Source organism: Sphaerisporangium sp. NPDC004334 (assembly GCF_053602655.1).
In genome coordinates, this window is the sequence record NZ_JBSGDZ010000010.1 from 66,390 (window position 1) to 78,339 (window position 11,950).

Annotated in this window: 8 protein-coding genes; 5 read left to right on the forward strand and 3 right to left on the reverse strand. The window is 75.0% G+C overall.

Going from position 1 to position 11,950, the window contains the following annotated elements; all coding sequences use genetic code 11:
* Positions 1 to 28 precede the first annotated feature (28 nt).
* Positions 29 to 496, reverse strand: coding sequence for a Dps family protein (locus ACWEN6_RS14595; protein WP_452570645.1), 468 nt, complete (start codon positions 494 to 496; stop codon positions 29 to 31).
* Positions 497 to 616: 120 nt separating this feature from the next.
* Between ACWEN6_RS14595 and ACWEN6_RS14600 the strand changes: the two genes are divergently transcribed.
* A complete protein-coding gene (locus ACWEN6_RS14600) occupies positions 617 to 1,654 on the forward strand; it encodes a MerR family transcriptional regulator (protein WP_452570646.1) in 1,038 nt (345 codons plus the stop codon).
* On the forward strand, positions 1,651 to 4,143 hold the full coding sequence (locus ACWEN6_RS14605; RefSeq protein ID WP_452570647.1) for a VIT domain-containing protein: 2,493 nt from the start codon (positions 1,651 to 1,653) through the stop codon (positions 4,141 to 4,143). Before ACWEN6_RS14600 ends, ACWEN6_RS14605 begins: the two co-directional genes overlap by 4 nt.
* Positions 4,144 to 4,332: 189 nt before the next feature.
* Here ACWEN6_RS14605 and ACWEN6_RS14610 read toward each other — a convergent pair whose 3' ends face one another.
* Together ACWEN6_RS14610 and ACWEN6_RS14615 are read right to left on the reverse strand one after the other, a co-directional pair.
* Positions 4,333 to 5,166 carry an SWIM zinc finger family protein gene (locus tag ACWEN6_RS14610; RefSeq protein ID WP_452570648.1) on the reverse strand — a complete coding sequence of 278 codons (834 nt, stop codon included), beginning with the start codon at positions 5,164 to 5,166 and terminating at the stop codon, positions 4,333 to 4,335.
* A gap of 44 nt (positions 5,167 to 5,210) precedes the next feature.
* Positions 5,211 to 8,561, reverse strand: a complete 3,351-nt coding sequence (locus ACWEN6_RS14615) for an SNF2-related protein (RefSeq protein WP_452570649.1) — start codon at positions 8,559 to 8,561, stop codon at positions 5,211 to 5,213.
* Positions 8,562 to 8,733: 172 nt separating this feature from the next.
* Between ACWEN6_RS14615 and mmuM the strand changes: the two genes are divergently transcribed.
* The 3 genes from mmuM (at position 8,734) to ACWEN6_RS14630 (ending at position 11,929) form a co-directional block, all read left to right on the forward strand.
* Positions 8,734 to 9,618 (forward strand): homocysteine S-methyltransferase, encoded by an 885-nt coding sequence (gene mmuM, locus ACWEN6_RS14620; protein ID WP_452570650.1) that lies wholly within the window; start codon positions 8,734 to 8,736, stop codon positions 9,616 to 9,618.
* Positions 9,619 to 9,809: 191 nt separating this feature from the next.
* Positions 9,810 to 10,553 carry a hypothetical protein gene (locus ACWEN6_RS14625; RefSeq protein ID WP_452570651.1) on the forward strand — a complete coding sequence of 248 codons (744 nt, stop codon included), beginning with the start codon at positions 9,810 to 9,812 and terminating at the stop codon, positions 10,551 to 10,553.
* 62 nt (positions 10,554 to 10,615) lie between these two features.
* Positions 10,616 to 11,929, forward strand: coding sequence for an FMN-binding glutamate synthase family protein (locus ACWEN6_RS14630; RefSeq protein ID WP_452570652.1), 1,314 nt, complete (start codon positions 10,616 to 10,618; stop codon positions 11,927 to 11,929).
* The last annotated feature ends 21 nt before the right edge of the window (positions 11,930 to 11,950 follow it).

Below are 11,950 nucleotides of genomic sequence, written 5' to 3' on the forward strand. Positions count from 1 at the left end.
TCACGCCGCCGCCGCGAGCCCGGCCGGGTCAGCGCTGGGCCTGGATCATCCAGTGCTGCTTCTCGAGGCCCTCGGTGATCTGGATGAGGAGGTCCTGGGTGACCGGGTCCGGCTCCTCGGTCGCGGCGATGCGCTCGCGCATCCGGGCGATCATCTCGCCGAGGAGGTCGGTGAACGCGGCGACCACCTTGCCGTCCTCGATGTATCCGGTGTCGAACTGTCTGATCTGGGTGTCGCGGGCGACGGTCGCCGCGCGGCCGTCCGGGTTGACGCCCAGGGCGACCGCCCGCTCGGCCGCGCTGTCGGCGCCGGTCCGCGCTATGGCCACGATCTCGTCCAGCTGCAGGTGCAGCGAACGGAAGTTGCGGCCTATCAGGTTCCAGTGCGCCTGCTTGCCCACGAGCGAGAGGTCGAGCAGGTCGATGAGAGCTCCCTGCAGCGCATCGCCCGCGATCTTCTGCTTGTCGCCCGGGAGCGGGCTGGTGATCTGGGCCATGAAGCATCTTCCCCTCAAGAATGATCGACGGCCTTCTACCTGGCTACCTAGAACGCCCTAACCCGTCTCGCGAAGCACTAAACATTGACAGTGTCATAGTTGCAGTGTCAGCATGGAAGCATGAATGACACCTGGACGATCGGCGAGCTGGCGGAGCACGCGGCGCACCTGCTGCCGTCCTCGCCGCAGCGGCCCAACGGCCGGGTCAGAGACGTGCCCAACGAGCGGCTCATCCGCTGGTACACCACGATCGGCCTGCTCGACCCGCCGCTCACCCGCCGTGGCCGGGTCGCGCTGTACGGCAGGCGTCACCTGCTCCAACTGGTCGCCGTCAAGCGCCTGCAGGCCGAGGGCCGGTCCATCGCCGACATCCAGGCCGAGCTGGCCGGCGCGACCGACACGGCGCTGGAGCAGATCGTCGACGCGGCCGGCCGGCCGGTTCCCGCCGCGCCCCGGCCCAGCACGACCGGCGACCCGGCCGTTGAGCCGACCGGCGATCCGGCCGAGGACCCCGCCGAGGACCCGGCCGAGGACCCGGCCGGAGGCCCGCCGTCCGGCTCCCCCCGCGCCCGGCCGCGCTTCTGGGCGGCCCGCCCGGCCGCCACGGGAACTCGCACGCCCGCGACGGACCCGGCCGCGGCTCCGGCCCACGGGCGCGTCGCCACCGTCCTCGCGACGGGAAGCGGGAGGAGCACGCCGGCCGCGGAAGGCGGGACCGGCACGCCGGCGACCGCGGGCGGGACGGGGTCGCCGGTGCCGAGCGGCGGGAGTCCGCAGGCGGCGAACGGGGGGCCGCCGGTGGCGCCCGAGGGTCCGGCGCCGGGCATGCCAGGAGGGCAGGCCACGCCGCCGGACTTCCTCGCGGCGCCTTTCGCTCCCGAGCAGGCCCTGCCCCGTCCGGCGGGCCGGTGGCCGGGCGTCGTTCCCGCCGCCGCGCCCGCCGATGACCTGGTGCACGGCGTGCGGCTGGCGCCCGGGGTCACGCTCCTGCTCGAAGGGCGGCCTCCCGCCCCCGTCGACATCGCCGCGCTGCGGGAGGCCGCCGCACCGCTGCTCGCCCTGCTGCACGACCGCGGCCTCCTGCCTTCCGGCGTCCCCGGGCATGCCGCCCCGGCCGCCGGCCTCGACCAGTCTCCGCCCGAAAGGTCGTCATCATGACTGTGCAGATCACATCCTTGAAGCCCGGCGAGTACGCCCCGGCGCCCGACGCGGGGCTCGGGGCGCTGAGCACCGGCAAGGGGAACCTGCCCCTGGAGAGCGTCGAGGTCGAGGCGAACATCACCGCGCTGACCTGCGGCGTCGAGGTCACGCAGGGTTTTCGCAACCCGCATGACGTGCCCCTGGAGGCGACCTACATCTTCCCACTGCCCGACCGCGCCGCGGTGACGGCCTTCCGCATGGAGGCCGACGACCGGGTGGTGGAGGGAGTGCTCAAGGAGCGCGGCCAGGCCCGCCAGGACTACGACCGCGCCATCGCGCGAGGGCAGCGCGCCGCCATCGCCGAGGAGGAGCGCCCGGACGTCTTCACCATGCGGGTCGGCAACATCGTCCCCGGCGAGCGGGTGACGGTGCGGCTGACGCTCAGCCAGCCGCTCCCGTACGAGGACGGCGCGGCGACCTTCCGCTTCCCGCTGGTCGTGGCGCCCCGTTACATCCCGGGCACGCCGCTGGACGACCTCGCCGCCGGGGACGGCGTGTCCGACGACACCGACGCCGTCCCGGACGCCTCCCGGATCACCCCGCCGGTGCTGCTGCCGGGCTTCCCGAACCCGGTGCGGCTGGCGCTGACGGCCCGCGTCGACCCCGCCGGGCTCGACCTGACCGAGATGCGCTCCAGCCTGCACGTCGTCTCCCAGGAGGAGGGCGTCGTGCGACTGCTGCCCGGCGAGCGCCTCGACCGTGACTTCGTCCTGCGCCTGTCGTTCGACGCCTCCAGCGCCCTGACCCTCGTCCCCGACGGCGAGACCCGCGGACCGGCGCCCGCCGACCGGACCGGAGCCGACGGCGTCGACGCCGAGATCGACGGGGAGGCAGACGGGGACGGCACGTTCGTGCTGACCGTGCTCCCGCCCGCGCGGACCGACGCCCGGCGCGGGCCGAGGGACGTGGCGCTGCTGCTGGACCGCTCGGGCAGCATGACCGGGTGGAAGATGGTCGCCGCGCGGCGGGCCGCGGCGCGCATCGTCGACACCCTGTCCTCCGCCGACCGGTTCGCCGTCCTGTCCTTCGACAGCGTCGTCGAGCGTCCCCTGGGCCTTTCCGCGGGCCTGGTCCCGGCGAGCGACCGCAACCGCTACCGGGCCGTCGAGCACCTGGCCCGGCTGGAGGCGCGGGGCGGCACCGAGATGCTGCAGCCGATGGAGGAGGCGCTCGGCCTGCTGGAGGATCCCGGCAGGGAACGGGTGCTCGTCCTGGTCACCGACGGGCAGGTCGGCAACGAGGACCAGATCCTGGAACGCCTCGGCTCGCGGCTGGCGGCCGTGCGCGTGCACACCGTGGGCATCGACCGGGCGGTGAACGCCGGGTTCCTCGGCCGGCTGGCCGGGCTCGGCGCGGGCCGCTGCGAGCTGGTGGAGTCGGAGGACCGTCTCGACGAGGCAATGGAGCACATCCACCGCCGCATCGGATCTCCGCTGGTCACCGGCCTGTCGCTGAAGGCCGAGGGGCTGGAGGTGGTGGCGGGCGGCGTGACCCATCTGGGTTCGCTGTACTCAGGCGTGCCGCTCACCGTCTACGGGCGCTACCGGGGCGCCTCCCGCGGGGCGCTGACCGTCCACGGCCTGCGCGAGGACGGCGGCCCGTGGGAGCAGCGGCTGGAGGGCCGGCCCGCCGAGGGGGACGCGCCGCGGGCCATCTGGGCGCGGGCCCACCTGCGCCGGCTGGAGGACCGCTACGCGGTCGGCGAGCACGCCCTGGAGCACGACATCGTCGCCGCCTCGCTGCGGCACGGCGTGCTGTGCCGGTTCACCGCGTTCGTGGCCGTGGACACGCGGGTGGTGGCCGAAGGCGGGCCGCGGCACCAGGTGGTGCAGCCGGTGGAGCTGCCCAGCGGCTGGGAGGCGCCCGGCTTCGCCGCGCCCATCGCCGCCGCGCCGATGGCCGCCGCCGCGCCCGCCGTCTTCAGCGTCATGGGCGGGGAGGGCACGCTCATGGCGGGCGGCGGCCCGGCTCCGGGCGCGGCCGGTGCGCCGGTGGGCGACGCGGCGTTCGGAGGGGGGCCGTTCGCCGTCCCGTCGGGCGCGCCGCGCGGCCCGATGTTCGCGCGGCCGTCGAGCCCGAGGATGGCGCCCCCCGCGCCGCCGGTCCCGCACTCGCTGGACATCGTCCGGCCGCAACTGGCCGCCGAGCTGGCACGGCTGCGCGAGCAGGAGGCGCTCGCCGCGCCCGAGCGCAGGCGCTACCTGGCCGACCTGGGCAGCCGCCTGGCCGCGCTGGCGGCCTACGTGGGCGGGGAGAACGAGCTGTCGGCGCTGGCCCGCGACCTGTCGGCCTGCGAGGGCGACCCGGCCGCCGACGTCGACGCCCTGTGGCGCCGCGCCGTCGAACGGCTGACCGCCCTGAGCGGCGACGGCACCTCGGCCGGCACCACCGGGTCCGCCGCGGGCCGGCCCCGCGCCCAGCGCGCGTCCTTCTGGAAGCGCTCCTGACGAAGCGGCCCGGCGGCCCGGCGGTCCGGCGCCGCCCCGGCGGTGACTCGCCGTGGCCGGCGCCGGTCCCGCGCTCACGCGGAGATCGCGGGCTCAGGCTTCGAGCACAAGCGAGAGCGTGGGCCGGTCCCGCGCTTACGCCGAGATCGCCGTGGTCCTGCGGGGCCCCCTCCGCGCGGAGGGCAGGCGTCAGCCGGGGTCGCCGAGCCGGCGGTAGGCGGGGCGGAGGATGTCCAGCAGAGGGATGTGGCGTACCTTCACGGCGGGCGGCTCCAGGGCGCGCAGCAGCAGCTCCGGCGGCGCGGCGGCCCCGCCGGGGCGGGGGCGCAGGCGGCCGAGCGGCACCGAGGGCGCGTAGAAGTCGCCGGTGCGCTCGGCGAACGGGACGTCGTCCACGTGCAGCGGGTCCTGCGGCTCCTCCTCCTCGTCCGGCGTCCCCCGCAGGGCGTCCAGCAGCGGCTCCTTGGCCCGTCCCCGCCAGGCGAGCACCAGGAACGGGTCCTGGTCGAACGCCTCGCCGAGCAGGTAGAGCACGGCGGACAGGTGCTTGCACGGCGACCCCCAGTCGGGGCACGAGCAGTCCATGTCCAGCTCGGCGGCGCCGGACGGGAACAGCGGCAGCCCGAGGTCGTCGAACACCTCGACGATCTCGGGGGGCATCTCGCCCGCCAGGAGCTTCGCGCGGTACAGCGCCTGCCCGGCCAGGGCGTCCTGGACGGCGGCCCAGGCGTCCGCGCCGTAGGCGGGGATGCGGATCGAGACGTGGTAGGGGGCCGGCCGCGACCCCTGGACCGCCGCCTCGACCCGCCCGGCCGCCAGGTCGATGGACAGCACCTGGCCCTTCCTCGCGTAGGCGCGTCCTCGGCTGAGCCGTCCGGCGTCGCAGACGCGCTCGAGGATGTCGATGAACCTGCGCGACCACCACTGCTCGCCGATCGAGCCGCGCCTGCTGCGCGCCTGGATGCCGCCCTCCACCTTGATCGGCGCGGCGGCCTCGAACCAGCCGTCCTTGCCCAGGGGCATCTCAGCTCACCGCCTTCGGGCCGGACCTCGGGGACACCGGCATCTCAGCTCACCGCCTCCGGGCTCAGGCGGAACAGCTCGCGCAGTTGCTCGGTGGACAGGTCGGTGATCCAGTCTTCGCCGGCGCCGACGACGGTCTCGGCGAGGGCTTTCTTGCGCTCGATCATCTCGTCGATGCGCTCTTCGAGGGTGCCCACGCAGATGAACTTCCTGACCTGGACGTTCCTGGTCTGGCCGATGCGGAACGCCCGGTCGGTGGCCTGGTCCTCGACGGCGGGGTTCCACCAGCGGTCCACGTGGATCACGTGGTTGGCCGCGGTGAGGTTCAGCCCGGTGCCCGCCGCCTTGAGCGACAGCAGGAAGACCATGGGCTCCTCGTCGTTCTGGAAGCGCTCAACCAGCTCGTCGCGTCTCTTCTTGGGCAGCCCGCCGTGCAACCACAGCACGGGCCGGTCGAGATGGGAGGCGAGGTAGGGCTGGAGCAGCGACCCGAACTCGGCGTACTGGGTGAAGACCAGCGCCTTGTCCCCCTCCTCGACGATCTCCTCGGCCAGCTCCTCCAGCCGCGCGAGCTTGCCCGAGCGCCCGGCGAGCCGGGAGCCGTCCTTGAGCAGGTGGGCGGGGTGGTTGCACACCTGCTTGAGGCGGGTCATGGTCGCCAGGACGTTGCCGCGCCGCTCGATGCCCTCGCTGTCGTCGATGCGGGCGAGCATGTCGTTGACGACGGCCTGGTAGAGGCTGGCCTGCTCGGGCGTGAGCGTGCACCACACCTTCATCTCCAGCTTCTCCGGCAGGTCGGAGATGATCGTCTTGTCGGTCTTGAGGCGCCGCAGCACGAACGGGCCGGTGGCGCGCTTGAGCGCGCGCGCGGCGTCCTGGTCTCCGCGCGCCTCGATGGGCTCCTGGTAGCGGTCGCGGAACCGCTTGGCCGGGCCGAGCAGGCCGGGATTGCAGAACTCCATGATCGACCACAGCTCGGCCAGGTGGTTCTCCACCGGGGTGCCGGTCAGCGCGAGCCTGGTGCGCGCCGGGATGGAGCGCACGGCCTGGGCCTGCCGGGCGGCGCTGTTCTTGATCGCCTGGGCCTCGTCGCAGACCACCCTGCCCCAGGTGAACGCGGCCAGGACCGCCGCGTCGCGCAGCGCCGTGCCGTAGGTGGTGAGGACCAGGTCGGCCTCTCGCACCGTCTCGGCCAGCTCCTCGTCGCGCTTGCGGGTGCCGCCGTGATGGACGTACACGCGCAGCGAGGGCGCGAACCGCTCTGCCTCCTTGTGCCAGTTGCTCACCAGCGACATCGGGCACACCAGCAACGTCGGCGCCACCGCCCCGCCGGAGGCGCGCTCCTCCAGCAACAACGACAGGGTTTGGGCGGTCTTGCCCAATCCCATGTCGTCGGCCAGGATGCCGCCGAGGCCCAGGCCGGACAGGAAGCTCAGCCATGACAGGCCGCGTTCCTGGTAGGGGCGCAGGCTGCCGTTGAAGGTCTGAGGGGTGGCCAGGGCCGACAGCCGCCGCTCGGCCTCGCCGGACAGCAGGTCCCCCAGCGGGCCGTCGGCGTCCACGCCGATCAGGGGCAGCTCCTCCTCGCCGCCGCCGACGACCTCCTGAATCACCTCGGCGACGGTCATCTGCCCCGACCTGCGCCGCTCCAGCACCGACAGGGCGGCCTTGAGCTGGCGGTCGTCCAGCTCGACCCACTGGCCGCGCACGCGGACGAGCGGGACCTTCAGCCGGGCCAGCTCCTCCAGCTCCTCCTCGCTGATGGTGTGATCGCCGACGGCGAGATCGACCTTGAAGTCGACCAGCTCGCCGAGGCCGAACCCCTGGCCGGCCGCCGCGCGCGACGGCGTGGCCGTGCGGGAACGGGTGGTCAGCCGCAGGCCCAGCCCCTTGCGCCCGGCCCACGCGGGGAGGCTGACGCCGTACCCGGCGGCCTGGAGCAGCGGCGCGGACCGGCGCAGGAAGCCGAACGCCCACGCGGTGTCCACCACCATGCCGGACGGCCGGGGGTCGCGCAGGGCCGTGTGCAGTTCGGGGCACAGCCGCACGGCCCGGCCGAGCCCGGCGAGCAGGACCTCGTCGGGGCGTCTGGGCAGCCCGGGGACGCGCTCGCCCCGCCACAGCATGCCCGCAGGCACGTACAGGCTCGGGTCGTCGACCGACTGAAGCGCGAACTCCAGTTCCCAGGCGTCCTGGTCCCCTCCGCTGTGGTCCTCCTCGCCCCCCTGCCCCGGCCCGTCGCCCCGCTCGGAGCCGTTCTCCCGCTGGAAGCGGTTCCCCTGCTCGGGGCCGTGCCGGCCGCCCTCCTCCGGCGCCGCCGGGTCGCGGCGCGGCTCGATGAGGCGGAAGCAGACGCGGATCGGCCCGTCCAGTTGCCGGGCCGAGGCGTGCCAGTCGGCGAGCGCGCCGGCGAGCGCCTCGGCCTCGGGGCCGCCGGCGCCGGGGACGGCGGCATCGGGGGTGGTGAGGGCCGACAGCCACCGCTCGGGCAGCGCGCCCGCGGGACCGGGGCGGTTGCCGCGCAGCAGCCTGTCCGGCAGCGACAGCCGGACGGCGCCGTCGGCCAGGGCCGCGAGGGCGTCGCGCAGGACCTCGGCCGCGGGGTGTTCGCCGCCGGCCGCGCGGACCACCGGCGGCATGGCGGCGGCCAGCTCGCGGAAGGCGGCGGCGTCCGCGCCGGTCAGGACGGGCAGCCAGCGGGCGGCGTAGCCGCCGCCCTCGGCGAGCAGCTGGGGCAGCACCCTGCCGCGCCGCACGAGCGCCCGGGCGTGCTCGGCCACGACGGCGAGGTAGCGCAGTGATCCTCCCGCCCCCCACTCGGGGCCGCCGGAGGCGGGCGCGCCGGCGTCGTGCGCGTCCGAAGCGGGCGGGGCGGCGTCGTGCGCGCCGGACAGCGTGCCGAGCAGGCGGAGCGCCGCGGCCGGCGGCAGGAACAGGGCGGGAACCTGCCAGGACGAGATCTTGGGGGCGCGCGCGGTGGTCTGCAGCCCGGACTCGGGAGAGGGCAGCGGCGCCCGGGCCGTCCCGGGGAGTGACAGGGTCATCGCCCCGCCGGTGGCGGCGTTCGCGGCCGCGCGCCCGTCGGTCTCGCTCGCCCACCGGCCCGGCGCGGCCCCGGTCACCCGGGGGACGCCGTCTTTGGCGGCCGTGGCGGGCAGGGGGGTGGTGACGACCAGGCCGAGGGCGGCGGCGAGGGTCGCGGAGGGCGTGGCGCAGGGGTGCGGCCGCCCGGCGCCGGGCCGTCCGCGCGCGGGAGCGGGCCGCTCGGCAGGCGGGGAGGAGGCGGGCCGTCCCCGCGCGGTGACGGCCCGCTCGGCGGGCGGGGAGGACGCGGAGGTGTCCTCCGCCCATAGCGCCAGGCCGCGACCGGTCCATGCCCCGTGGACCACGAGCACGCGCCCACCCCCCGTCCGCCTGCGCCGCCCGGCTCCCCTGCCATCGGCCGCCGCCGGAGCGCCGTTACGCGCCGGCGGGCCGTTCCCCGCGCTCCGCACGGTACCGGCACCGGCGCCCCCTCGGCGCCCGGGCGCGACCGACACCCGTTCTGATGGGTCATAGGGTATATGCGTGAGTTTTAAGCCTGATGCGAGCGATGTTGTGATCCTGGACGGCGGTCTCGCCACGCACCTGGAGGCCCTCGGCTGCGACCTGCGCGACGAGCTGTGGTCGGCCAGGCTCCTGCTGGAGGACCCCTCGGTCATCCGCCGGGCGCACCTCGACTACTTCGCCGCCGGCGCCGACGTGGCGACGACGGCGAGCTATCAGGCGAGCTTCCCCGCCTTCGTCCGGCGCGGCAGGCTCCCGGCCGAGGCCCGCGCGCTCATCCAGCTCTCCGTCGAGCTCGCGATCGAGGCCCGGGACGAGGCGGGCGGCGGCATGATCGCGGCCAGCGTCGGCCCGTACGGCGCCTACCTGGCCAACGGCGCCGAGTACACCGGCGACTACGACCTGGACGAGGACGCCCTGGTCGAGTGGCACCGCCCCCGCTGGGAGGTGCTGGCCGAGAGCGGCGCCGACCTGCTGGCCTGCGAGACCATCCCGTCCTACGCCGAGGCGCGCGCCATCGCCCGCCTGCTCCGCGAGACCCCGAACGTCAACGCCTGGGTGAGCTTTTCGTGCCCGGACGGCGACCACGTCGGCGACGGCACGAACCTGGCCGACTGCGCCGCGCTGTTCGCCGGCAACCCCCAAGTGGTGGCCGTCGGGGTCAACTGCACCTCGCCGGGCGACGTCAAGAGCCTGATGGGCCACATCAGCGGCTCGCCGATCGTGGTGTACCCCAACTCCGGCGAGGGATGGGACGCGGAGAACCGCCGCTGGACGGGGATCGCCGACCCCCTGGAGTTCGGGGCCGCCGCCCGCGAGTGGCGCGCCGCGGGCGCGGCCTTCATCGGCGGCTGCTGCCGCACGACCCCCGAGCACATCCGCCGAATCAAGGCCGAACTCGGCTGACCGGCCCGCAGGACGGGCAATCCGGCGGGCAGGAAAGGGCTGGTCATCGCGTTCTCCGCCGGACCCGGGCGGCGCGGAAGAAGATAGTGGCCCGCCGGTAACACTGTGGTCATCCGCGAGCATCACGGCGGCAACATTGTCACGGTTCACTCCTGACAGGCACCGATGCACGGCTGTCAACAGGAGGCGCGATGACGTCCCCGCCGCATCCGCCCGACCAGCGGGCCGGAGGGCAAGGGGCTCCGCCGGGGGCCGGGCTGAGCCTTGACGCCGCCGCGATGACCACCCGCGAGATCAACCGGTCGCTGCAGGCCCTCCCGTGCGGACGGGCCGTCGTGGCCAACCCCGGCGGGCGGCACAACCTGGCGGTGGGGCTTGACGCCCCGGTCCACGTCGAGATCGACGGGCCCGCGGGCTTCTACGCCGGCGGGCTCGGCAAGCAGGCGCGCGTCACCGTCAACGGCTCCGCCGGCGGCGGCGCCGGCGAGAACCTCATGTCGGGCGACGTCCACGTGCGCGGCTCGGCCGGGCGCAGTACGGCGGCCTCCGCGCGCGGCGGGGTCGTGGTGGTGGACGGCTCCTGCGCCTCTCACGCGGGCATCTCCCTCAAGGGCGGCACGCTGGCGATCGGCGGCGACGCGGGCGCCTACTGCGGGCACCTCGCCCAGTCCGGGGTGATCCTGGTCGGCGGGAACGCCGGCCCGTGCCTCGGGGACTCGCTGTTCGAGGCGGTCGTCTACGTCAACGGGAAGATCGCCGGGCTCGGCGACGGAGCGGTCATCGAAGAGCTCGACGAGCACGACGCGACGTTCGTGAAGGTCCTCGCGGACGGATGCGGGTTCGACCATGTCACGCCCTCCCAGGTGACCAAGGTCGTCTCGGCCCGCCGCATGTACCAGATGCACGCCCGTCACGACGACCACGGGGCCTACTAGCCGCCTGTCCCCCGCTGATGAACGCGGGGGATCTCCACCCATCGACCTACGCCGAGGACAGGATGAGCCACACCTTCTCCCCCGAGGTGATCGCGCAGATCCAGGAGCGCGCCAGGCTCGGCGGCGGCGCGGTGCGCGGCTGGGGCGCCAGGCGCGCCGTGCCGAGCTTCGACGACCTGCTGCTGCTGCCGGCCGGCCTGTCCTCCGGCCTGCCCGAGGGGCACCGGGAACGCTGCGACACCCGCACCATCCTCGGCACCCGGCACGCCGAGGAGCCCGTCGTCCTGGACATCCCCATCACGATCGCCGGGATGTCGTTCGGCGCCCTGTCGTCCGCGGCCAAGGAGGCGCTCGGGCGGGCGGCCGGCATGACCGGGACCTCGGCGACGACCGGCGAGGGCGGCATGGCCCCGGTCGAGCGCGGCGCCGCCAAGACGCTGGTCTACCAGTGCCTCCCCTCGCGGTACGGCTTCGACCCCGACCACCTGCGCTCGGCCGACGCCGTCGAGATCGTCCTCGGCCAGGGGGCCGTGCCGGGCGGGGGCGGGATGCTCCTCGGCCAGAAGGTCACCACCCCCGTGGCGTTCATGCGCGACCTGCCCGAGGGCGTGGACCAGCGCTCGGCGAGCCGCCACCCCGACTGGTACGGGCCCGAGGGTCTGCGCGTGAAGATCGAGGAGCTGCGCGAGGTCACCTCCTGGCGCATCCCGGTGTACGTCAAGATCGGCGCGGCGCGGGTGGCCTCGGACGTCCGGCTCGCGGTCGAGGCGGGCGCGGACGTGATCGTGGTGGACGGCATGCAGGGCGGCACGGGGGCCGCCGCGGACGTGTTCATCGAGCACACCGGCGTCCCGACGCTGGCGGCGACGCGCATGGCGGCCGACACGCTGCGCGCGATGGAGATGGAGGGCCGGGTCCAGCTCATCATCTCCGGCGGCGTGCGCAGCGGCGCCGACGTGGCCAAGGCGCTGGCCCTCGGCGCGGACGCCGTGTCGATCGGGGTGGCCGCGCTCATCGCGCTCGGCTGCAACTCCCCCTCCGACGACACCGGAGCCGACGTCAGCCTCGGCTACCGGGCGCTCGGCACCGTGCCCGGCTCGTGCACGGCCTGCCACACCGGCGGCTGCCCGGTGGGCATCGCCACCCAGGACGACATGCTCGCCGACCGGCTCGACCCCGACTTCGGGGCCGAGCGGGTGGCCAACTTCCTGCGCGCGCTGGCCACCGAGACCACGATGCTCGCCCGCGCCTGCGGCAAGTCGTCGGTCCACCAGCTCGGCACCGACGACCTGGTCGCCCTCACGGTGGAGGCGGCGGCGATGGCCCGCGTCCCCCTGGCCGGCACCTCCTGGATCCCCGGCGCACCGGCGACCTGACCGCGCCGCTCTGCGCCGCCC